This is a genomic window from Aliiglaciecola lipolytica E3 (assembly GCF_000314975.1).
Taxonomy (GTDB): Bacteria; Pseudomonadota; Gammaproteobacteria; order Enterobacterales; family Alteromonadaceae; genus Aliiglaciecola; species Aliiglaciecola lipolytica.
Genome location: NZ_BAEN01000068.1, coordinates 94,645 through 117,812 on the forward strand (window position 1 = coordinate 94,645; position 23,168 = coordinate 117,812).

General features: G+C 41.6%; 24 protein-coding genes. 17 read left to right on the forward strand and 7 right to left on the reverse strand.

Features of this window, described 5'->3' with window-relative positions; all coding sequences use genetic code 11:
• Positions 1–46: 46 nt before the first annotated feature.
• The 5 genes from lexA to GLIP_RS17890 all read left to right on the forward strand — a co-directional run bounded on the left by lexA (position 47) and on the right by GLIP_RS17890 (position 5,428).
• Positions 47–670, forward strand: coding sequence for a transcriptional repressor LexA (lexA, locus tag GLIP_RS17870; RefSeq protein ID WP_008846095.1), 624 nt, complete (start codon positions 47–49; stop codon positions 668–670).
• A gap of 513 nt (positions 671–1,183) precedes the next feature.
• Positions 1,184–2,338 carry a cytochrome c oxidase subunit II gene (gene coxB / locus GLIP_RS17875; RefSeq protein WP_008846096.1) on the forward strand — a complete coding sequence of 385 codons (1,155 nt, stop codon included), beginning with the start codon at positions 1,184–1,186 and terminating at the stop codon, positions 2,336–2,338.
• An 11-nt stretch (positions 2,339–2,349) separates the two neighbouring features.
• On the forward strand, positions 2,350–3,939 hold the full coding sequence (gene ctaD, locus GLIP_RS17880; protein WP_008846097.1) for a cytochrome c oxidase subunit I: 1,590 nt from the start codon (positions 2,350–2,352) through the stop codon (positions 3,937–3,939).
• A 13-nt stretch (positions 3,940–3,952) separates the two neighbouring features.
• Positions 3,953–4,522, forward strand: a complete 570-nt coding sequence (locus GLIP_RS17885; protein ID WP_008846098.1) for a cytochrome c oxidase assembly protein — start codon at positions 3,953–3,955, stop codon at positions 4,520–4,522.
• Between the two features lie 12 nt (positions 4,523–4,534).
• The gene (locus GLIP_RS17890; RefSeq protein ID WP_008846099.1) at positions 4,535–5,428 is read left to right on the forward strand and encodes a cytochrome c oxidase subunit 3; all 894 of its coding nucleotides are present in this window, start codon (positions 4,535–4,537) and stop codon (positions 5,426–5,428) included.
• 20 nt (positions 5,429–5,448) lie between these two features.
• Here GLIP_RS17890 and GLIP_RS17895 read toward each other — a convergent pair whose 3' ends face one another.
• Complete coding sequence (locus GLIP_RS17895) at positions 5,449–5,658, reverse strand: DUF2909 domain-containing protein (protein ID WP_040523472.1); 210 nt, start codon at positions 5,656–5,658, stop codon at positions 5,449–5,451.
• Positions 5,659–5,679: 21 nt separating this feature from the next.
• Here GLIP_RS17895 and GLIP_RS17900 point away from each other — a divergent pair, with 21 nt between their 5' ends.
• From GLIP_RS17900 to GLIP_RS17930, 7 genes are read left to right on the forward strand one after another with little or no spacing between them, the layout of a single operon-like run.
• Positions 5,680–6,402, forward strand: coding sequence for an SURF1 family protein (locus GLIP_RS17900; RefSeq protein ID WP_008846100.1), 723 nt, complete (start codon positions 5,680–5,682; stop codon positions 6,400–6,402).
• Positions 6,395–6,961 (forward strand): hypothetical protein, encoded by a 567-nt coding sequence (locus tag GLIP_RS17905; RefSeq protein ID WP_008846101.1) that lies wholly within the window; start codon positions 6,395–6,397, stop codon positions 6,959–6,961. The genes GLIP_RS17900 and GLIP_RS17905 overlap by 8 nt, the downstream gene beginning before the upstream one ends.
• A gap of 12 nt (positions 6,962–6,973) precedes the next feature.
• A complete protein-coding gene (locus GLIP_RS17910; RefSeq protein ID WP_008846102.1) occupies positions 6,974–7,951 on the forward strand; it encodes a COX15/CtaA family protein in 978 nt (325 codons plus the stop codon).
• Between the two features lie 6 nt (positions 7,952–7,957).
• The gene (gene cyoE, locus GLIP_RS17915) at positions 7,958–8,875 is read left to right on the forward strand and encodes a heme o synthase (RefSeq protein ID WP_008846103.1); all 918 of its coding nucleotides are present in this window, start codon (positions 7,958–7,960) and stop codon (positions 8,873–8,875) included.
• Complete coding sequence (locus GLIP_RS17920) at positions 8,872–9,510, forward strand: SCO family protein (protein ID WP_008846104.1); 639 nt, start codon at positions 8,872–8,874, stop codon at positions 9,508–9,510. The genes cyoE and GLIP_RS17920 overlap by 4 nt, the downstream gene beginning before the upstream one ends.
• Positions 9,511–9,520: 10 nt before the next feature.
• Entirely contained in the window at positions 9,521–10,162 is a 642-nt protein-coding gene (locus tag GLIP_RS17925; protein WP_008846105.1) for a GNAT family N-acetyltransferase, read from the forward strand.
• A gap of 56 nt (positions 10,163–10,218) precedes the next feature.
• The gene (locus tag GLIP_RS17930; protein ID WP_008846106.1) at positions 10,219–11,106 is read left to right on the forward strand and encodes a dienelactone hydrolase family protein; all 888 of its coding nucleotides are present in this window, start codon (positions 10,219–10,221) and stop codon (positions 11,104–11,106) included.
• Between the two features lie 38 nt (positions 11,107–11,144).
• Here GLIP_RS17930 and GLIP_RS17935 read toward each other — a convergent pair whose 3' ends face one another.
• On the reverse strand, positions 11,145–11,606 hold the full coding sequence (locus GLIP_RS17935) for a GNAT family N-acetyltransferase (protein WP_008846107.1): 462 nt from the start codon (positions 11,604–11,606) through the stop codon (positions 11,145–11,147).
• A 4-nt stretch (positions 11,607–11,610) separates the two neighbouring features.
• Positions 11,611–12,717: a polysaccharide deacetylase family protein gene (locus tag GLIP_RS17940; protein WP_226992249.1), complete on the reverse strand. Its 1,107-nt coding sequence runs from the start codon at positions 12,715–12,717 to the stop codon at positions 11,611–11,613.
• Here GLIP_RS17940 and GLIP_RS17945 point away from each other — a divergent pair.
• Positions 12,696–14,042 (forward strand): MATE family efflux transporter, encoded by a 1,347-nt coding sequence (locus tag GLIP_RS17945; protein WP_008846109.1) that lies wholly within the window; start codon positions 12,696–12,698, stop codon positions 14,040–14,042. The genes GLIP_RS17940 and GLIP_RS17945 overlap by 22 nt on opposite strands.
• Here GLIP_RS17945 and GLIP_RS17950 read toward each other — a convergent pair.
• The gene (locus GLIP_RS17950) at positions 13,987–14,241 is read right to left on the reverse strand and encodes a hypothetical protein (RefSeq protein ID WP_052155009.1); all 255 of its coding nucleotides are present in this window, start codon (positions 14,239–14,241) and stop codon (positions 13,987–13,989) included. The two genes, GLIP_RS17945 and GLIP_RS17950, sit on opposite strands and share 56 nt — an antisense overlap.
• Positions 14,242–14,297: 56 nt before the next feature.
• On the reverse strand, positions 14,298–14,876 hold the full coding sequence (gene nfuA, locus GLIP_RS17955; RefSeq protein WP_008846110.1) for a Fe-S biogenesis protein NfuA: 579 nt from the start codon (positions 14,874–14,876) through the stop codon (positions 14,298–14,300).
• A 237-nt stretch (positions 14,877–15,113) separates the two neighbouring features.
• Between nfuA and GLIP_RS17960 the strand changes: the two genes are divergently transcribed.
• Positions 15,114–17,672 carry a M14 family metallopeptidase gene (locus GLIP_RS17960; protein WP_008846111.1) on the forward strand — a complete coding sequence of 853 codons (2,559 nt, stop codon included), beginning with the start codon at positions 15,114–15,116 and terminating at the stop codon, positions 17,670–17,672.
• Positions 17,673–17,684: 12 nt separating this feature from the next.
• On the opposite strand, the gene GLIP_RS17965 is transcribed toward GLIP_RS17960, so the two are convergent.
• The gene (locus tag GLIP_RS17965) at positions 17,685–18,230 is read right to left on the reverse strand and encodes a ComF family protein (protein ID WP_153886370.1); all 546 of its coding nucleotides are present in this window, start codon (positions 18,228–18,230) and stop codon (positions 17,685–17,687) included.
• 233 nt (positions 18,231–18,463) lie between these two features.
• On the opposite strand from GLIP_RS17965, the gene bioH reads away from it, so the two are divergent.
• The 3 genes from bioH (at position 18,464) to GLIP_RS17980 (ending at position 20,602) form a co-directional block, all read left to right on the forward strand.
• A complete protein-coding gene (gene bioH / locus GLIP_RS17970) occupies positions 18,464–19,249 on the forward strand; it encodes a pimeloyl-ACP methyl ester esterase BioH (RefSeq protein ID WP_008846113.1) in 786 nt (261 codons plus the stop codon).
• 61 nt (positions 19,250–19,310) lie between these two features.
• Positions 19,311–19,631 (forward strand): hypothetical protein, encoded by a 321-nt coding sequence (locus GLIP_RS17975; RefSeq protein WP_008846114.1) that lies wholly within the window; start codon positions 19,311–19,313, stop codon positions 19,629–19,631.
• 11 nt (positions 19,632–19,642) lie between these two features.
• Positions 19,643–20,602 carry a putative metalloprotease CJM1_0395 family protein gene (locus tag GLIP_RS17980; protein ID WP_008846115.1) on the forward strand — a complete coding sequence of 320 codons (960 nt, stop codon included), beginning with the start codon at positions 19,643–19,645 and terminating at the stop codon, positions 20,600–20,602.
• A 117-nt stretch (positions 20,603–20,719) separates the two neighbouring features.
• On the opposite strand, the gene GLIP_RS17985 is transcribed toward GLIP_RS17980, so the two are convergent.
• Entirely contained in the window at positions 20,720–23,065 is a 2,346-nt protein-coding gene (locus GLIP_RS17985) for a Tex family protein (protein ID WP_008846116.1), read from the reverse strand.
• Positions 23,066–23,168: the final 103 nt, after the last annotated feature.

A 23,168-nucleotide genomic window follows, 5' to 3' on the forward strand; every position in this document is an offset into this window, starting at 1 on the left:
AACTGTATATACTACCAGTTAAACTGTATGGAAAAACAGGCTGTTTATGCGTCCACTAACACCCAGACAAAGCGAAATACTTGAATTAATTAAAACCACAATGCAGGCGACAGGTATGCCGCCTACGCGTGCTGAAATTGCGCGACAGTTAGGTTTCAAATCTGCGAATGCGGCAGAAGAGCACCTTAAAGCGTTGGCACGTAAAGGGGTTATTGAAATTCTTCCGGGCACTTCTAGAGGAATAAAGCTTAACGTTCCGCTCGACGATGAAGCCGAAGAGCTAGGGCTACCGTTAATAGGTCGTGTTGCTGCTGGTGAACCTATATTGGCTGAAGAGCATGTAGAGTGTCATTACAAAGTCGATCCCGATTTATTTAAGCCTAACGCTGATTTTTTACTCAGGGTAAGTGGTATGAGTATGAAAGATATCGGCATTTTAGATGGTGATTTACTTGCTGTTCATCGCACCACTGACGTTCATAATGGACAAGTTGTAGTGGCAAGAGTAGATGAAGACGTTACCGTTAAGCGTTTAGAAAAGCGCGGTCGAGAAGTTATTCTGCATGCTGAAAATGATGAGTTTAATCCCATTAAAGTCGATTTAGCCTCGCAGCCATTTAACATCGAAGGAATCGCTGTTGGCGTTATTCGTAATGCTGATTGGATGTAATTAAAGCCTTTCCTGCAATTACAATTGAGGTGATCCTACCTGGATCGCCCTATTATCCCCCAATCATCTTAGACAAATTTGCTGATAAACCTTCACATTAATTTCCATACTATGAGGTGAGTTTGGCACTATCATTTAAACGCTTTTAGCTCTTAATAACTATTGCTCTGTTCTTTTCACTTTACATATTTTCCTCAAATTAAAATGCTCAAACTGTCTAACTAAAATTGTCTGTTAGTAAATCGCCGATGTTTTTGACTGGTTTATTCTAACTGCATATTTCAATTCGATATAAATAACTAACTTTTTGGCTATTTTGAATAAAAATCAAGCGCTTGTTTAAAAGTTTCACAAAAAACACTAGACGTTAGACTCTAGTTGAGTAATTCTTATACTTGTTTTTACAACGTCATAACAAAAAAATTCCAAGTCATTTACCACAACTGAGTTTTTTGCGGCTTTTTACCCTGCTTTGCTCCTTTGGAAACGGCTTAAATCAACAGGAGGTATTGAGTGAAAAAAATATGGTCCAGCATATTGGTAATACTGACCAGTCTCATTGCGTTTGCTGTTTCTGCAGAGACCAGTTCGACTGCTGATCAGTATCAGTTGAACTTGCGCAAAGGTGTAACAGAAATCAGTGGCCAAGTTTACGATTTACATATGCTTATGTTTATCATTTGTGTAGTAATCGCAGTTTTAGTATTTGGTGCAATGTTTTGGAGTATGTTCTTCCATCGCAAATCCCGAGGTGCTCAGCCTGCTAACTTTCATGAAAGTGTCAAAGTCGAGATTGCCTGGACAGTCGTCCCTTTTATTATTCTAGTGGTTATGGCTTTCCCCGCGGCAAAAACGCTGATCGCAATGGAAGATCCTGAGAACTCTGAAGTCACAATATTGGTGACAGGTTCGCAATGGAAATGGCATTACAAATACATGGAAAATGACGTTGAATATTATTCTGTGATGGCGACTCAGCAAGAACAAATCAACAACAAGTTTGCTAAGGGTGAAAATTACTTGCTCGAAGTTGACCGTCCATTGGTAATTCCTACCGGTAAAAAAGTTCGTTTCTTAGTGACCTCCGATGATGTCATTCATTCTTGGTGGGTACCTGATTTCGCAGTTAAAAAAGACGCTAATCCAGGTTTCATTAATGAAGCGTGGACGAACGTAAATGAGCCAGGAATCTATCGAGGCCAATGTGCAGAACTATGTGGTAAAGATCACGGCTTTATGCCGATTGTGGTCATTGCTAAAGAACCTGCTGAATATCAAGCTTGGGTGAATGAACAAGAAGACATTCAACGCAAAGCTAAAGAAGAAGAGCAACGCTTATTAGCTATGAATATGACCATGGAAGAGCTAATGGTGACTGGTGAACAAGTATACTTACGCGCTTGTGCCGCTTGTCATCAGCCGAACGGTCAAGGGCTACCCGGTGTTTTCCCGGCTTTGGTTGGCAGTGATATGGTATTAAACGATATGACTGCTCACTTGGATGTCGTTATCAATGGTAAAGCGGGAACTGCAATGCAGGCGTTTGCTAAACAATTGACTATGAGTGAGTTGGCAGCGGTTATAACTTACGAAAGAAATGCTTGGGGCAATGATACCGGCGATATGGTCCAAGCCAAAGATATTAACGCCGTAATGACAGGTCAATAGGAGGAGCAGTTATGAGCACAGCGACAACAGAACTCGGTCATGACGATCATCACCATCATGCTCCCAGCGGCATTAAACGTTGGTTATATACTACAAATCATAAAGACATAGGAACGCTTTACCTTTGGTTTGCATTTATTATGTTTTTAATCGGCGGTGCCATGGCTATGGTAATCCGCGCAGAATTGTTTCAGCCAGGACTGCAAATCGTCGATCCTAATTTCTTCAACCAAATGACTACTGTGCATGGCCTTATTATGGTTTTCGGCGCTGTTATGCCAGCCTTCACTGGCTTAGCTAACTGGCTTGTTCCAATGATGATTGGCGCACCAGATATGGCTTTGCCAAGAATGAATAACTGGAGCTTTTGGATATTGCCGATGGCATTTAGCATTTTGCTTGCTTCGTTATTTATGGAGGGGGGCGGCCCAGCGTTTGGTTGGACTTTCTATGCTCCGCTATCCACAACTTATAGTAATGACACGACTGCATTATTTGTGTTCTCGGTACATATAATGGGTATTTCTTCCATTATGGGAGCAATTAATGTCATCGTGACTATCTTCAATATGCGTGCCCCTGGCATGACATGGATGAAGATGCCGTTGTTTGTGTGGACGTGGTTGATAACTGCCTTTTTGTTGATTGCAGTAATGCCTGTTTTGGCAGGTGCTGTGACCATGGTATTGACCGACAAATTCTTTGGCACAAGCTTCTTTAGTGCCTCGGGAGGTGGTGATCCGGTTATGTTCCAGCATATTTTCTGGTTCTTCGGTCATCCAGAAGTTTACATCATGATATTACCGGCATTTGGTATCATTTCGGCGATTATCCCTACGTTTTCCCGTAAGAAACTGTTTGGGTATGCGTCCATGGTATATGCAACCACATCAATCGCCTTGTTATCATTTATCGTTTGGGCACACCATATGTTTACCACAGGTATGCCGGTGGGAGCAGAATTGTTCTTTATGTTTGCGACCATGCTGATATCGGTGCCAACAGGTGTGAAAGTCTTTAACTGGGTTGCGACAATGTGGCGAGGCTCTTTAACATTCGAAGTGCCCATGTTGTTTGCGCTCGCGTTTATCGTACTATTTACGATCGGAGGACTCTCAGGATTGATGCTGGCAATTGTTCCAGTTGACTTCCAATATCACGATACTTACTTCGTGGTTGCACACTTCCATTACGTTCTGGTGACGGGGGCGATCTTCTCAATTATGGCAGCGGTTTATTATTGGCTTCCTAAGTGGACTGGAAAGATGTTTGATATAACGTTAGCCAAATGGCATTTCTGGTGCTCATTGATTTCAGTCAACGTATTGTTCTTCCCTATGCATTTTGTCGGTTTGGCGGGGATGCCTCGTCGTATTCCTGACTACGCATTGCAGTTTGCAGATTTTAATAAATGGATCAGCTTAGGTGGTTTTGCGTTTGGTTTATCGCAATTGATATTCCTAGCGTTGTTGATTAAAGCCTGCCGTAAAAAGGGTGAACCTGTATCTGATCAAGTATGGGAAGGTGCAGAAGGTTTGGAATGGGAGATACCTTCTCCGGCGCCTTATCATACGTTTGAAACACCACCAGTGATTAAATAAGTCGTAATAAATAATGACTGATAATTCGCACAATACGCAATCCAACAACAGCAAGCTGGTAATAAAGCTAGTTGTTGTTGTGATTGGTATGTTTGGTTTTGCATTTGCGTTGGTTCCTTTATATGAAGTTTTTTGTCAGATAACTGGAATTAACGGCAAAACCAGCGACACAGCAGCTGTATATGAATCCATTGAAATAGATCGTTCGCGTACTATTACAATTGAATTTATCACCCGCACGAACACCGGTATGCCTTGGGAGTTCAAAGCACAAACTCGCAAAGTGGAAGTGTATCCGGGGGAAATGAATCAAGTGGATTTCTACGTAAAAAACAATACAACTAAAAGTTATGTTGCTCAGGCTGTTCCATCAGTTTCGCCCGGTACTGCGGCGCTGTATATGAATAAAACGGAATGCTTTTGTTTTAACAATCAGCCTTTAAATGCTGGTGAAGAAGCGATTATGCCAATGAAGTTTTATGTAGATCCACAGCTCCCCAAAGATATTAAGTTTTTTACCCTTCAATATACCTTGTATGACGTAACGGCGAGTGCCGAAGGCGTTGCAATGAATCAGGGATAATAGGAAATCAAAATGGCACAACAACAGCAAGAACAAGTGTACGAAAAATATTATGTTCCAGACCAGAGTCCGTGGCCAATTGTCGGAGCGGTGGCATTATTTCTAATTGCCTATGGTGCTGGAAATTTTGTAATTGAACAAACTAAAGGTGAAAGTGGTTATGGGGGCTGGACTCTCCTAGCAGGTATTGCCACGTTGATTTTCATGTTAGTTGGCTGGTTTAGAAATCAAATTCATGAATCTATGTCGGGCCTGTATAGTGCGCAGCTTGGTCGTTCTTACAGACAAGGCATGGCTTGGTTTATCTTTTCAGAAGTGATGTTCTTTGCAGCCTTCTTCGGTGCATTGTTTTATGCTCGGGTGATCGCTTTGCCTTGGCTTGACGGTGCCAGCAACAACGCCATGACAGCAGAAGTGCTTTGGCCTAACTTTGAAGCAATTTGGCCACTCACGAAAACCCCAGGTGGCGTTGAAACCACAGCGATGGGCTGGATGGGTTTACCCTTATACAACACCATAATTTTGTTAATTTCTTCAGTTACCTGCCACTTCGCACACGTAGCACTTGAAAAGCAGCAGCGTACTAAATTGATTGCATTTATGGCGGTAACGATTTTGTTAGGCCTCTTTTTCTTGGTGCTTCAGGTGGAAGAATATGTACATGCCTATCGTGAGATGAATTTAACGCTCCAATCAGGAATTTACGGAAATACCTTCTTCCTATTGACAGGCTTTCACGGCATGCATGTAACGTTAGGTACGATTATCTTGATTGTGCTGTTTTTACGCATTCTGAAAGGTCACTTTACTCCAGAGAATCACTTTGCTTTCCAAGCAGGTAGCTGGTACTGGCATTTTGTTGATGTAGTATGGGTAATGTTGTTCTTCTTCGTTTATATTCTGTAGAAATAAAAAGTAACGCGTCCCTAATAGGGGCGCGGATTCGGAGTTATCAATCCTGTCGCGACAGCCAGCAACAGCAATATTACAATTATCGCCGAGGTTAGAACCCTTCGACCGATAAATTTACTCATAGGAGGCTGGTTAGGGTCGCTTTTTAACATTATTATCATGGCGAGAAAAAGGTTGTAGAGCATAAATATCAACAATCCGCCCACGATCAGTTTGACTAGCAAAATCGATCACTCCTCTAAGTTATGGCAAACAAATCAAATCTTCCAAAGCATCCTTACTTTGCCACATTTTTAGTCTTGGTGGCAGTCATAATCTTATGTTCTTTAGGTGTATGGCAACTACAAAGGGCGCAACAAAAGGAAGTGCGTTTGCAGCAAATAGAATTGCGCAAGAGCAACAATCCTTTAGCTTTAGAAGATGTATTAGGGCAACAAGATAAACGCGACTTGCCGATACGTTTTACTGGAAAGCTTATGGTTAACAAGCCATTTTTGCTTGATAATCGAATTGAAAATGGGCAGGTAGGATTTCATGTATTAGTTCCGGCTAGCACTGATTTGGGAGTAGTGTTAGTAAATTTGGGTTGGATAAAATCTGGGCAATATAGAGATAAACTACCCAAATTCGACTTACCTGCGTATTCTCAGGTTTTTTATGGGACCAGCGCCGTTCCCACTGTCAATCCTATGGTAACTGAAACGGCTGCAATGAGTGATAACTGGCCAATACTCTTGCAAAGTATTGATTTGTCTTTGATTTCAACATTTATAGATGCCGATTTGCTACCCATGGTTTTGCAGCTAGATCCAGAACATCCTATCGGATTTTCGCGAAATTGGGTTGCGGTGGTGATGGCACCTGAAAAACATTATGCCTATGCGGTCCAATGGTTCGCTTTAGCTATTGCTTGTGTGATTATTTATATCGTTGCATTACGAAAAAGGAAAATAAGAAAAGATGTCTGACGTTGCGCTTAATAAAAAATCTAAAACACCGATCATTATGTTTTTGGTGTTTGTCCTTCCGGTAGTGCTAGCCTACTTAGCGTTAACCTTTGATTGGTTTAATAAAGCGTCCACTAACAAAGGTGAATTAATCTCTCCACCTTTGGATATCAGCTCTGTACTGGATGAGCGTGAACCACTTTGGCGTTTGTTATTTGTCATGCCTGAAGAATGCTCTCAAGGTTGCGAAAATGCCTTGTATAGTATGAACCAAATCTGGATCGCTCTAGGTAAAGATTCTGACCGCGTTGAGCCGTTAGTTTTAACACAACAAAATAGTGCCAAAATCGAAAATACCGAAACTCAGCGCCATCCAAATATAAGAGTGTTAAAGACAGATAGTCAAAATGTAAATGAAGTGTTTAAAGATGGGGCGGCAAATGGTATTTTCATTGTTGATACATTGGGAAATGTCATTCTTAAGTATCCATTAAAACAACAACAAGAAGATGCGATTCAACAAAGTCGCGATATTTTGGCTGATTTACGCAAGTTGTTAAAGCTGTCGCGTATCGGTTAGGGAATGATAGTAATGAAAAAATTAGTGCTGGCTTCAGTTGTGCTAGCCATCATCGTAATTGTGTTAGGAGCATATACGCGATTGACGGATGCCGGTTTAGGTTGCCCTGATTGGCCTGGTTGTTACGGACATTTGAGTGTACCAGCAACTGACACTCACATAAATGCAGCACAAGAAGCATTTCCTGAGCGTCCATTTGAGGCACATAAAGCATGGAACGAAATGATCCATCGCTACGCCGCTGGCACTTTAGGTTTATTGATCCTAGCAATTTTTTTAGTGAGCTTTATAAAACGCTCGTTTCATAGCCCGGTAAAATTACCGTTCTTTTTGCTATGTTTAGTGTGTTTTCAGGCTGCACTGGGCATGTGGACAGTGACTCTTAACCTGATGCCGTTGGTTGTTATGGGGCATTTACTGGGTGGTTTCGCAGTTTTGTCTTGTTTGTATTTGCTGTATCTGAGGATTACGCCCTATAGAATTCCCGGAGGCGATGCTGAGATGAAACGTTTTGCCAAATATTGTGCAGTTGGCATCATAATTTTAGTTGGGCAAATAGCGTTAGGCGGATGGACTTCGGCAAACTATGCTGCCTTGGCTTGTACCGAGTTTCCCTTTTGCGAAAGTGATTGGGTAAGTCGTTTGGATTTTAGTGGTGCGTATAGCATCCCAGACGCAGAAAATTACGAATATGGTGTCCATGATTGGGCTGAACGGATGACAATGCATGTAACCCATAGAGTTGGCGCGATTGTGACATTCGTATATTTGTGTTGGTTAGCAATTCGCCTATATACGGCCGCAGCTTCACAGATGATCAAGAATTTATCCATCAGTTTAGTGTTGATTTTGGGATTGCAGGTAATGCTTGGGGTGAGCAATGTCGTGTTTAGCTTACCTCTGATAGTAGCTGTTATGCACAATGCGATTGCTGCTTGTTTGCTACTAGTAATGGTGAAACTTTGTTACACCTTGTACAGAAAGACTTAGGAGGCAATGGTGAGTAAAACTCTTCAGGCAAATTATGCTAAGACATCGATGCAATCTGCCAGTTGGCGAGATTACTATGAACTGACCAAGCCTAAAGTGGTTATGCTACTGCTACTTACAGCGTTGGTAGGAATGTGTTTAGCGACTGAAACATGGGTAAGTTGGCAAGTGCTAATTGCGGGACTTGGGGGGATAGGCTTGTTGTCGTCATCAGCTGCCGTCATCAACCACATTGTCGATCGTAAAATAGATAGTAAAATGGCAAGGACGTTTAATCGGCCTGTCACTAAAGGTAAAATTAGTCCGCAGCGTGCGAGCTTGTTTGCTTTTGTACTTGGATTAGCTGGATATATTTGTCTTGAGCTTTGGGTAAATCGACTTACAGCAGTACTAACTTTAGCTAGTTTGGTAGGTTATGCGGTTATCTATACTATGTACCTTAAACGAGCTACTCCACAAAATATTGTAATTGGCGGGTTAGCTGGTGCTGCACCACCATTATTAGGCTGGACTGCGGTTACTGGAGAGATTCACTCCCATGCGTTGCTATTGGTGTTAATCGTATTTACTTGGACACCACCGCATTTTTGGGCGCTAGCGATTCATCGAGTGAAAGATTACGCCAAAGCCGAAATCCCTATGTTACCTGTTACCCATGGTATCGAGTTTACTAAAACGTCCGTTCTGTTATACACCTTACTTCTGACGATAGTCTGTTTGTTACCTTATCTGACAGGTATGTCTGGTGTAATCTATTTGATTGGATCAAGCTTACTCAATGCAGGTTTCATGTATTACGCATGGAAATTGAAATATGCTAGTAATGAAAATACTGCAATGAAAACCTTTGGTTTTTCAATTGTTCACTTGATGGTACTCTTTGTTGTATTGCTGGTTGATCATTATTTAAAATTTACGCTATGAAACAAAACGTTTTAGTTGGGCTAGTCGCCGTTGTCGCTTTGGCAGCGGGTTTATATTTTGCTGTTAAAGTTGCACCACCGGAGGTGGCTGAGGTGAAATATCTTCAGAAATATCCGGTTCAAAGGGCTTTGCCTGACTTTACGCTTTATGATCAAAATGGCGATGTTTTTAGCAACCAGCAGCTTGAAGGAAATTGGACGCTAGCGTTTGTGGGTTATACGTTTTGCCCTGATATCTGCCCCACCACACTGGCTGAATTAAAAAGCATTTATCCGCAATTACAGTCAATAGAAACTGATAACCCCATTAAAGTGTGGTTTTTGTCAGTTGATCCAGCTCGTGATTCTGCTGAGCGTCTAAAAGAATATGTAAACTTCTTTAATCCGGATTTTTGGGCAACCTCGGGCGAGCATAAGGAATTATTTCCTTTAGTTAGAGCGATGGGCATGATGTATGCGATGAGCGATAACCCAGACAACCCAGATTACTTAGTAGATCATAGTGCATCAATTACAGTAATAAATCCCCGTGGTGAGGTGATTGGTCGTTTCAAACCGAAAATGGAACCTGGCATTTTACCGATAAGTGAAAGTGAACTAATTTTAAAAGATATGCCTATAATCGTTAACTTGTAGCAAAAGCAAAATGGATATTATTCGGGCTACTGCACAAGATCACCAAGCACTTGCCGAGCTACTATTTTCGTCTGGTCCAGATAATCTGATTAGTCTGCTAACCGGTCATCATTCACACTTGAATGTGGCTGAAAAGAAGCAAATTTGTTTGGATTTTCTGAAAACCGCTCTACAACTCCCAGATGGACAGTTTGGTTTCGAAAATCAGCATGTCCTTCTTCAAAACGGCGAGTTATGTGGATGCATTAGTTATTGGAAAGCTCCTATTCCCGAATATTTTAAACAACAAACTTTAGCGAGTTTAGTCGTTCATTTTGGCGCGCTGGAAACTGCCGCTATCCTAAATAATAGCGAAGCACTGTCGCAATTGGTCCAGTCACCAAGCGAATCAGATTTGTGTATTGGACATTTAGCGGTTTCGCCGTTACATAGACGCCAAGGCATCGCTCACAGGTTACTCACTTACTGCGAACTTCAAGCCAAAAATCTCGGTAAAACTAGGCTGATATTAGATGTAATGGAAGATAATCAAGCTGCTCAGAAAACCTATATTAAGTTTGGTTTTCAACCGTGTTTTTTATCTCGCCCTAGTGAAGAAGGGGTAAAAGTAGGCTTTTTGCCCCACATTCACATGCAAAAAAATTTAGTGTAAAGTTTGTTCAGCCCATCAATATCGATGGGTCTATTACATGTTAACAAGGATTTCTGATGAGTAACTCTACGCTTAAAATTCCCCAACAAGCTTTTGATTGGTATGACGAGTATGCGCACGGAGATATTGATAGACGTACTTTTATAACTCGCTTGTCTAGCTTAGCGATGAGTGGATTAGCTATTTCGACAATTGCAGCTTCGTTAACCCCGAATTACGCAAAAGCAGAACAAGTGTCGTTTAACGACCCAGATATTGTTGCAACCTATGAAGAGTTCGAGTCACTAAAGGGACATGGCAAAGGTCGTGGTTATTTAGTAATGCCCAAAACACTCTCTGAAAAAGTAGGCTGTGTATTGGTTGTACATGAAAATCGCGGACTAAACCCTTATGTTAAAGATGTGGCACGCAGATTGGCAAAATCGGGGTATATTGCGTTTGCACCCGATGCTTTGTTCCCGTTAGGTGGCTATCCCGGAAATGACGATGAGGGGCGTCAAATGCAGCGCTCAATGGATAGAGATAAAATAGAGCAAGATTTTGTTGCGGCCGCCAACTTTTTAAAAGCCCATGAAAAGGGCAATGGAAAGTTAGGTGTCGTTGGTTTTTGTTTTGGTGGATATATTAGCAACATGTTGGCAGCCACTATGCCAGACAAAATTGACGCAGCGGTTCCCTTTTATGGCACGCCTGGAAAAGACGATGTAGTTAAGCAGGTGAAAGGTCCGATAATGTTACAGTTTGCGGGGTTAGATAAACGCGTTAATGATACTTGGCCTGAATATGAAAAAGTTTTAAAAGCGAATGATGCCAACTATATCGCACATATTTATGAAGGTGTTAATCATGGATTCCACAATGACTCAACCAGTCGTTATGATCAAGCTGCGGCAGAGCTTGCGTGGCAACGTACACTGGCATTTTTTGACACGCATTTAAGTTAAATTAAAGATTGTAAGGCACTTTTAATTCAATACTGTGCTTATTGTTGAATTTTGAGTGTCATACACACACTGTGCGGATCTTCGATGTAGTCAGCAAACGGGGTACATTGGCGAAAGCCTTTATTTTGATAAAGTTGTCTGGCCGGAGCGAAAAACTGCATCGTACCCGTTTCTAAGCTCAGTTGACGATATCCTCTGAGCTTTGCTTCATCAATAAGGTGTTCCAACATCCTCTTTGCAACACCTTGACGAAGAAATCCAGCGGAAGTGCGCATTGACTTAATTTCACCATGTTCGTTATTCAGTTCTTTCAACGCACCGCAACCGGCTAATTCATTGTCCTTCCACAAACTCCAAAATGTAATATCTTTTGCATTAAATTTGGACTCATCTAATGCATGCACACTTTCCGGTGGAGAATGCTCAAACATTTCCCGATGGTGTTCTTTTAATAGGGTTAACACTTGGTGACAAAGCGGTTGTTCAATTCTAAGTTGCATGTGTTTAGTCCGGCCAGTTGTTATTTTCATCTGGTACAAACCAAGGTTGAGAAAACCAATAATACTTTCCAGAATGCGCGATACTAGGAGCTGTACAATTGACTCTTGAGCGGCCACTCGGTAATGGCTTTTCCACAGTATAACTAAACGTATTTTCTTGCCATGTGATGTCTATTGCTTGTCCTGAAAAGAAACACGCCAATTGGCTTTTATGCATATCGTCCAAATTTACTTGAATGCTTTGCGAAACTTTTCTGTTGGTTCGACTACGTTGCGGGTTGTTCACACTTTTGTTTGTGACAGGCATATCTAAACTATTCATTTTGACTTTTAGGGTGTCTAAGTTTGCATAGATCCCTGCGGCTGGAAATCGTGGTAACGCACCAAAATCACTGTGTTTAGAAATTGCTCCAGAGTGTTGTCCAAATCCTACAAAACCGTTTTTAACAATCGCATGGCTTAACGATTCGTTGTACTCCCCATAAGGATAAGCGAGATATTTTAAGTCGAAATCACTGTTGTTTTTAATACTCTGTTCTGCATGTTCAATGTTTTTCATGGTTGTGTTTAACCAATCAGATTGCTCATTGTCAATCAGCAAATGTTTGTGGATGCGGGTATGGTTAGCAAAGCTAACTCCTTGTTTCGCCATTTTTTTGATCTGTGACCAATCAAGTTGATGACTTTCTTTGCCAATTAAATCTGGGTTGATAAAAACGGTATAGGGGAAATCATACTTTTTGAGGATCGGATGAGCATTTTCTAAGATATTTTGATATCCGTCATCAAAGGTTATGGCAACTGCGTCTTTTGGTAATGGTGTTCCATCTTGAATGTTTTCTACCAGCATTTTTAACGGCACAACGCTATGATGCTGTTTTAAGTACGCCATATGTTCAGAAAATTTTTCTGGGCTGATAGAAGTGCTTGCGGGCGTTTTGGTACTAACATGATGATACAACAACACTACGCCATGACCAGACGCCACACTTTGCCCATTACTATGGGTTGTAAATAAAACTCCGCCAAGCAGTAAAATAATGAAATAATAAGAAAAACGTATTTTGCTATTCGCCATGGAAATGTTCATTGTCTGAGTTTTCAACTTCATCTGCTTCAAAACGCCTATTCTGGCAAAAAAATGCACATCTAGAAATGATTGCTTTAATTTTTCCTATGTTACTCGCAAATATAACCGCACCTTTAATGGGATTTGTGGATATTGCGGTGCTGGGACATATGGATGGTAGCCACTTTCTTGCAGGGGCCTCTGTAGCCGCTCTGATTTTAAGTCAAATTTACTGGATTTGTGGATTTATTCGCATGTCTGCAACCGGGCTTAGCGCTCAGGCAAAAGGACAGAAATCGACACAATCAAGTTTTAAAGTGCTGTATCAAAGTATGCTAAGTGCGATCACAATAGCTGCCGTCTTGGTCTTGTTTCAACAGCCTATTTTGACCATTAGTTTACATTTTTCAGATGCAAATGAATTGGTCTCATCCGTTATCAAAGAATATTTTAACGTGCGAATTTGGGGCGCACCTGCAGCTCTGATTAATTTAGCCTTGATGGGCTGGTTGCTTGGACAGCAAAAAAATAAGCTGGTGATGATGACTCAGGTATTTGGCAATCTGCTGAATATCGGCTTAAACCTATTTTTTGTTTATGTACTCGAGTGGCAAGTGGCGGGAGTGGCAGCAGCTACAGTAATTGCTGAATACTGTATCTCGTTTTTAGGATTGTTCTTTATATTCAGGGCGAATTGGGTAAAACCCAAAATGGCATGGTTGGGCTTAAAAAGTTTGTCCATCTTAACTCGTTTAAATAGTGCAATGCTGATTCGTAATTTGGCGCTTCAAGCTTGCCTTGTTTTCATGACGTTCCAAGGTATTCGTATCGGTGAGCAAGCCGCGGCAGTAAACGCGTTATTGATGCAATTTTTTGTATTAATTGCGTTAGGTTTGGATGCTGTCGCTTTCGCAGTGGAAGCGAAAGTTGGTGAAGCAGACGGTTCTAAAAAGGTCAGATTACTGAAAGAAAACGTGATTCTAGGGATTTTTTGGTCTAGCGCATTTGCAATAGTGTATGCCGCAGTATTTGTTTTCGGCGGCAAGCAAATTATTCAGATTTTGACTGATTTGCCTTCTCTTCAACAAGCCGCTGGTGAATATTTATTGGTGATTTGGTTGCTACCGTTAGTGGCGCACTGGTGCTTTTTAATGGACGGCGTGTTTGTGGGGTTAACCCGTGCCACAGCAATGCGTGATAGCATGATATTCAGCGCCCTGTTGGTCTATTTCCCAGTGTGGTGGTTATGGCAGGATATGGGCAATTGGGCGTTATGGATAGCATTGTTGGCGTTTCTAGCGGCCAGAGGTGTTAGTCTTTCCAGTTACTATGTTTGGCTTTATTATTTGCGGCGTTTAAGTTGCTGAGGGTTTGAGAAAAGCGATTAGCAAAAATCCCTAAATAGCCTTTAGCCGCAAAAAAGATACCTACGGCGAGTAACAATACTCCTGGAATTTGTAACCAAATCCAAAGCTGTAAACCTGCGAAAATACCCACCACTCCAGAGATAAAAAAAGCCAGACCGAGTTTAAAATCAGTCCAGCTTTTCTGGGGATTATTTCCCATTTTATATAGCCAGCTTTTAAACATTGATAGACATCATACTAAAAGCCGTAAAACGGTTAATAGTATGAATGCTCACCGGCAGTATGTTCGGTTGCATCTTTAACAGCGGTTATTTCACCAGCAAAGGCTTCTAGCATTTGCTTCTCGATACCGTCTTTTAAAGTTACGTCAACCATTGAACAACCATTGCAACCACCACCAAACTGCAGAATGGCTTCGCCTTGCTCAGTTATTTCCATCAACATCACTTTACCACCATGACTGGCAAGTTGCGGATTGATTTCGGCTTCAATCATGTAACTGATACGCTCTGCTAAAGGAGCGTCACTGTCAACTTTGCGTGCTTTTGCATTAGGTGCTTTTAATGTTAATTGCGACCCCATCTGATCTGTCACAAAATCAATTTCCGCTTCTTCTAAAAACGGTGCACTTTCTTGGTCAACTACCGCGTCGAAGCCATTGAATGTAAGTAGCACATCTGTTTTTTCAACCGCATCCGGTGGACAGTATGACACTCCGCATTCAGCGCTTGGTGTACCTGGATTAACCACAAAAACCCGGATGTTAGAATCAGGCTCTTGTTTTTCAAGCAATTTAGTGAAGTGTGCTTGTGCACTTTCAGAAATTTTAATCATCACTCATTCCTGATGCTCTTAAATTAGGACGGTAGTTTAGCAGAAATACCCGAGTAAAACACTCAAGTAATGTGATTCTGTTATGAAATTTTTAACTATCAAAGATTTCATGCATACTATAAGGAATCTTTGAAAGTTCTATTTAGCCTCATTTGGGGTTATATATTTCGTTAACAACAAATTTCTTCACTTTTTGTACTATTCAAAAAAAATAATAATTACTGAAAAGAGTTTCATATGAATTTAAAGCGTTACTGCACTACTCTGTTTTTGTTACTTTTATCCTCTTCAGCATTGGCTTTGACTGATCTAGATTATCTTCCAAAAGCAATTAGTTATGACAGCAACATTCCCAAGCCAGCCGATATTCTTGGTACTCCTGTAGGTACATGGCATGTTCGACATGATCAACTGGTTCGCTATATGGAAGTGTTGGCTGAGAAATCTGATCGTGTCAGCCTAACCGAGACCGGCAGAACCCATGAGAATCGCCGCTTGTTGTTGATGACGATTACCTCACCTGAAAATCAAAAAAATATCGATGGCATTCAAAAGCGACATTTGAACGTCATTGAAAATGGTGAAGCGCCTAACAAAAGTGATCCACTCATATTGTGGATGGGCTACAGCGTGCATGGGGATGAATCTTCCGGTTCAAATGCATCCTTGTTAGTGGCGTACTACTTGGCGGCAGCCCAAGGACCAGAAATTGATGAGCTTTTAAATAACAATGTGGTACTGCTTGATCCAGCAATAAATCCCGATGGACTCGCGCGTTTTGCACATTGGGCTAATATGCATAAAAGTCAAAACCTGGTATCCGATCCGAATAATAGAGAACTCAGCCAACGCTGGCCAAGAGGGCGAGTAAATCATTATTGGTTTGACTTAAACCGCGATTGGTTGCTGTTAACACATCCTGAGTCTCGTGCTCGTATCAAGCAGTATCAACAATGGCGCCCACACGTATTGACGGATTTCCATGAAATGGGCACCAATAGTACGTTCTTTTTCCAGCCCGGTATTTCTTCGCGTAAAAATCCGTGGACTCCAGACCAAAACGTAAAACTCACCGAAGCATTAGCTGATTTTCATGCCGCCGCTTTAGATGAAACCAAACAGTTATATTTCACGCAAGAGTCTTATGACGATTTTTACTACGGAAAAGGTTCAACTTATCCTGATGCATTAGGATCTATTGGTATCTTGTTCGAACAAGCGAGTAGCCGAGGACATTTACAAGATACAGTAAATGGAACATTAGCCTTTTCAGATACCATCCAAAATCAGGTCACAACGTCTTTCTCTACATTTAAGGGAGCGTTAGCCAACAAACAAGCTCTAATTGAATACCAATCTGGCTTTAACCAGCAAACCAATGAATTGATTAAAGATGACAAAGTAAAAGGTTATGTACTGAGTGAAAGTAATGACAAGAGTCGCTTTAATGAATTGAAGAAAATTTTCCAACAGCACAAAATTGAACATTATCCGTTGAATAAAGATGCTGAAATTGATGACGTCACATATAGTGCTGTAGATAGTTTGTTTGTGCCTACTGATCAGCCTAGATATCGCTTGGTTAAATCTATATTCTCAACTCGCAAGCGTTTTGTAGACAATACATTTTACGACGTATCAAATTGGAATTTACCTCTAGCATTTAATCTTCAATATACCGAAGTAGATAAAGGTGATTTCCGTAGGCTGTCATTCGCAGATCATCCCGCCGAATTAAAACAAGATAAACTACCTGCTTTGAAAGCTGGCGCTTATGCTTATGGCTTCGGTTGGCAGGACTATTTTGCGCCCAAGTTATTACAACGTTTACTGCAAAATAATATCCAAGTTCGTGCTGCAGAAACGCCCTTTTCGGCGAAAACAAGTAGCGGCATTATCAGCTTTTCTTCTGGATCTATTATCATCCCTACCGGGTTGGAGCAGCCATCGGACATGATGGAGAAACTGCGCGCACTATCTAATGAGCTTAATATTCCAGTGTGGTCAATTGAAAGTGGATTGACGGGGCAAGGAATTGATTTGGGGAGCTCTAAAATGCGTCCAATTACATTACCTAAAGTAATGATGGTTGGCGGTTTAGGTGTTAATCAATATGAAGCCGGCGAAACCTGGCATTATCTTGATACGCGGGTAGGAATACCTGTTTCTATCATCGATAAAGACAGACTCGCTAAGTTGGATATGTCCAGCTACACACATATGATTTGGGTGAGTGGAAAATATTCTGATTTGCCCAGTGAAGTGATTGAGAAAGTCGCTTATTGGGTCGATAACGGTGGTGTGTTAATTGGTCAACAATCGGGCAGCAAGTTTTTAAGTGATAACGGTTGGTTAAAAGCCACGTTTATGAAGCAATCTGAAATCAAGGATGCGTTCAATGCCAGCAAACTTATGTTCGGAGATAGAGAAGCCTTTGCTGCAAAACAACGCATTGCCGGAGCTGTTTTTGAAACCAAGTTAGATCTTAGCCACCCACTCGGTTTTGGTTATAGCCGCGAATTACTGCCTGTTTTTCGCAATACAAACGATGTGTTGCTAATGCCTGAAAAACCTTTTATCACTGTCGCTAAATACGTAGAAAAACCACTTATGGCGGGTTATACATCGGATGAACTCCAAGACTTGATTTCTGACTCCGCAGCGATAGTTGCGCATCGGTTTGGTAAAGGCAAAGTAATAGGGTTTGTGAATAATCCCAACTTCCGTGGTGTTTGGTACGGAACTAGTCGATTGTTTAGTAATGCCATTTACATGTCTGATTTTATTGATGAGTAATTAGGCATCCGATTATTTTTCCCGTTTTGGTGTTATGCAAATTGACCATGCGTCAATTTGCATTTTGGGGTAATGACTGCGCAAAGCCGCTGCTGCAGAACTAATAGTTGCACCAGTTGTTATTACATCATCAAAAAGGGCGATGTGAGATATACCATCCGTTAATGTTTTATTTAACGTAAACGCCCCTTGCGTATTTTTTTGTCTTTCTGACGCGCTCAATTCGGTCTGAGCACTGGTATTTTTAGTGCGGTGTAACACATCGGGTAGACAGGGTATTTGAGACATTTTTGCAATTTCTAGTGCGATGACGGCGGCTTGATTGTATTTTCTTTGAGCTAACCTTGTTTTGTGCAAAGGTATTGGAATGATTGCTTCTGGCAACTTCGTCACTGAGGGTAATCCGTGATCGTAAAATAATTGAGCCAATCCGCGCGCATGGGTACTTTTAGCATTGAATTTTAATTGGGTAATTAGATTAGCAAGAGGCCATTGATAGTCGGATATGGCAATTAGCTGGTCAAATTCGCTTACTGTTAAACCTAATCGAATTGACATGTTATTGAGCAGATTATGCTGAAAATTAATCAGCTTATAATAATCGATATCCGTCTCACAATAATGACATATTAGGAAAGCGCTGCTTTGCTGACATATCAGGCAGTGTTGGTTTAACTCCAAGCAAATACGCATTTTTTTAGCAAAACTGTTCCACTTGTTAGTATTCCATCTGGAGCTAAAATAGTGAATGATATCCACAACTTTTCCTTATTCAGGTATATGAGTAACTCATGAGTGAACGTCTATTTTTCGAAACCCGCGGCCAAGGTCCTAATTTAGTATTGCTGCATGGCTGGGGACTAAATAGCGGGGTTTGGGAGCCTGTTAGCCATATTCTTGAACAACACTTCAGAATTACACTACTTGATTTGCCGGGGTTTGGGCGAAATGCTGATTTTCTACCCGAGCAATACGACCTAGATTCAATATGCAGTATGGTTGTTGATTGCTTGCCCGACAAGTCTAGTTTAATCGGTTGGTCGATGGGCGGTTTGGTCGCTCAAAAGCTGGCTATTGATTACCCTGAAAAATGCGAAAACTTAGTATTAGTAGCCAGTACCCCTAAGTTTTGTGAAGCAGAAGATTGGCCCGGTATAAAAGAAAATGTTTTACAGATGTTTAGCCGTCAATTGGAACAGGACTTTAGTAAAACACTCGATAGATTTATGGCTATTCAGGCGATGGGAAGTGAATCTGCCCGCGATGATATCAAATTGATAAAGTCACATATTGAGCAATATCCCATTCCCGATGATAAAGCTTTGCACGCGGGTTTAAACATCTTAGACGACACAGACTTACGCATCGATATTGACCGTATTTCGAGTCCCATCTATCGCTTATATGGGCGTCTTGATAGTTTGGTTCCCATCAAGGTAGTGGATGAAATTGAGCGCATAAAAAAATCCACCAACATGCATATTTTTCCGCACGCTTCACACGCGCCTTTTATCTCCCACCCACAAGAATTTATGGCAGTTTTGCTGAAAATGCTAAATGTGACTTCAGCATCATAATTGGTAGGTTTCCAATTTTAGATGTTTAGGTTATAATTTGTGCAGGTAATGGGGGTTATCTATGGCATTTGATGTAACTAATAATGTAAATTCAGCGATCATATCAGGAACGCTAGGGTTGAATCGTGCGCAACAGGGTATTACTGAGGCTTCAGTGTCGATTGCGCAGCGGAATAATCAACAACAAACCCCACAAGACGTGCTAACTAATGCTGCCACTCAGCAACTTGGTCAGGTCCGCCAATTGCTTCCACAAGGTGGCGACTCCTTAACTGATAACTTACTCTCTCTACAAATTAATAGCCGTAATGCATTGGCCTCCGGCAAAGTATTGGATATTGCCAACGATACAGTAGGCCGCATTATTGATGAGTTGGCGTAGGATTATCGCTGATGAATATTGTCACCCCAACTCCCACCGCAGTATTATTTCCTACCAATAATATTAGTAATGATGCGGTGCGTCGTGACAATCAGCAACGTGAAACCATTCCGCAGACTACCAATGCCGAGAATTCTGCTGCTGAAAGTGGCTTAGGGTCTGAGTCTGACCGAGTAAAAACGCCTGGGCAACAAGTACAAATTACCTATGAGCGCCCTCAAGCTCAACAAAACAATGCGACTCAGAATGCTCCCACTCAAGATAATGCAACTGACCGTGACAATGCTGAAGATCCCAGTGCTGGTAAGGAAGATGCCGAAAGTAAACAGCAGCAACAGCAATTAGCAGATCAACAGAAAATCGAGGAACTTAAAAGTACTGATGCTGAGGTACGCGCCCATGAACAAGCGCACAGTGCCGTAGGCGGGCAGTATGCCGCTTCACCCACTTATGAATATGAGAATGGGCCGGATGGTAATCAGTATGCGGTCGCCGGTGAGGTGTCGATTGATATATCTGAAGAAAATACGCCTGAAGAAACTATCCGTAAAATGCAACAAGTAAGAGCTGCTGCGCTTGCTCCAGCCGATCCTTCTCCTCAGGATTTACGTGTTGCGAGCGAGGCAACTAAGTTAGCTGCTGAAGCGCGATCAGATATTGCTAGAGAGAAAGCCGAAAGTGCAAAACAAGCAATTTCAGATAACATTGAACAACAGGGGTTGGTGAGTAACGTTGATGATGAAAGCGCAATATCAGCCAATACGCCAAATTTAGATGAAATTGTTGATGGTTTTAGTGCAGAACCACCCACTCGGTCCTTAGATCAAACTACTGAGACTGCTACTTTGGCACAAGTTCGTGAACGTCTTGAAAACAGAGACAGTAGTATTTTACAACGTGTTTCAGTTATCGAAAATTTTTATCAAAAAATCTCCGAATCTCGCAGTTCTCAACTGCAATTTAGTGCTTAAAGCTTAGTAAACTTCTAACGTTCAACTGACTATTTGAGTGAGAAGAGCAGCTTACTCTATCGTTTTCTATTCAGCGATTCTAGCGGAGCCATCTCCGCTAGATTTCGCATATTTAGGTTATTTTTGTTTCGCTTTTGCAAAGGCGTCAGCAAACGCATTGCCCATCGCAGCGTTACTTTGCGCAGGTGCTTTGTTACGTTGGTTATCACGTGGCGAGTGCTTAGCAGGTTTAACATTTCTATTTGAACCTTTATCACTCTTGCCTCGATTGTCTCTTGGGCCTTGAGTGCTAGCAGCGTTGTCATCTAATTTCATGGTGAAAGCAATTCGCTTACGTTGTTCATCAACTTCAACGACTTTGACTTTTACTATGTCACCCGCTTTGACCACTTCTCTGGGATCTGAGATAAATTTATTCGTCATTGCAGAAATGTGGACTAAACCATCTTGATGGACACCAACATCAACAAAAGCGCCGAAATTAGCGACGTTACTGACCACGCCCTCTAAAATCATACCTTCTTTCAAATCAGAAATTTTTTCTACGCCTTCTTTAAACGCTGCGGTTTTAAATTCGGGGCGAGGATCACGTCCTGGTTTTTCAAGCTCGGCTATAATGTCGGTTACCGTAGGTAATCCGAAGTTTTCGTTGGTATAGGTCTCTGGTGAAAGGGTTTTAAGAATATCTTTATTGCCAATTAAGTCATTCACAGCGCAAGCAGTTTTATCAACAATGGCATTGACCACAGGATAGGCCTCTGGATGCACAGCTGAGGAATCTAACGGATTGCTGCCATTAACAATTCTTAAAAATCCCGCGGCTTGTTCGTATGCTTTAGGACCTAAGCGTTCTACTTTTAGCAAATCTTGACGTTGACTAAAGGCACCATGCTGATCTCGGAACATAACAATATTGTGCGCTAAAGTGCGATTGAGCCCAGACACATGGGATAACAGCGCGGGGGAAGCCGTGTTCACATCAACGCCAACAGCGTTAACGCAATCCTCAATAACATGTTCTAAAGATTTACCTAAGTTACTTTGACTAACGTCGTGTTGGTATTGTCCAACACCAATTGCTTTAGGTTCAATTTTAACCAGTTCAGCAAGCGGATCTTGCAATCTACGAGCGATAGATACAGCCCCGCGCAATGAAACATCCATTTCTGGTAATTCTTGAGACGCCAGTTCAGACGCTGAATATACAGATGCCCCAGCTTCGCTGACTACAATTTTCCGTAGCTTAAGTTCAGGTTCTAATTTAATCAGTTCTGCAACGAGTTTATCTGTTTCTCTTGAACCCGTGCCGTTACCAATACTGACCAGTTGTACTTTATGTTGTTTACACAAATTAGCTAGGGTGCGAATTGACTTATCCCATTGATTTTGCGGTACATGGGGGAAAATAGTATTGGTTGCAACGACTTTACCTGTGGTGTCAACAACCGCCACTTTAACGCCGGTACGCAAGCCAGGATCCAGCCCCATCGTCACTTTTGCACCTGCCGGTGCAGCCATTAGCAAGTCATTTAAGTTGCGTGCAAACACACCAATCGCTTCTTCTTCAGCTTGTTCTCTAATCGCACCAAATAACTCGGATTCCATATGCAACTGTATTTTCACTTTCCAGGTCCACTGCACCACTGTGGCTAACCAAGAATCCGCAGGCTTACCATTAAATTGCAGGTTGAAATGATCGCTAATAATACTTTCACAATATGCACTACGATTGCCTTCTTCTTGTTGGGGATCGGCATCAAGATTAACCTGAAGAAGATTTTCGTTGCGACCGCGAAACATGGCTAATGCACGATGAGAAGGGACTTTACTAATTTTTTCGCTATGCTCGAAGTAATCAGAATATTTAGCGGCGTCTTTTTCTTTGCCGCTGATAACACTGCTTTTAATATGTGCATTTTGTTGTAAATAACGTCGAATTTTTTGCAGCAATTGCGCATCTTCGGAGAAACGCTCCATCAAAATATACTTTGCACCATCTAACGCCGCCTTCACATCTGCAACACCCGCTTCAGAATTTACAAAGTGCTCGGCTTCTACTTCTGGGGTTAATTGAGGATCGGCAAATAACTTGTCAGCTAGCGGCTCTAAACCCGCTTCAATTGCTATTTGGCCTTTGGTACGACGCTTAGGTTTAAAGGGTAAATATAAGTCTTCTAATTCTGTCTTATTTTCAGCTGATTTTATCTGCTGGCTTAGTTGTGGTGTTAGTTTACCTTGCTCATCAATTGACTTAAGGATTACCATCATACGCTCTTGCATTTCGCGTAAGTATCCTAACCGCTGTTCTAAAGTACGCAATTGCGCATCGTCTAATCCAAATGTCGCCTCTTTTCGATAGCGAGCTATAAATGGAACTGTTGCGCCGCCGTCGAGTAATTCAACCGCTGCTTTAATTTGTTTTTGCTCAACATTTAGTTCGCTGGCAATTTTTTCGATGATCATATTCGACCCTTGATACGGCATATTAGCCTTTAGAAACTGAAAAAGGGCAACTTAAGTGCCCGAAAATAAACAGCCGCAACTTTACCAGTGCTGTTAGAGATAA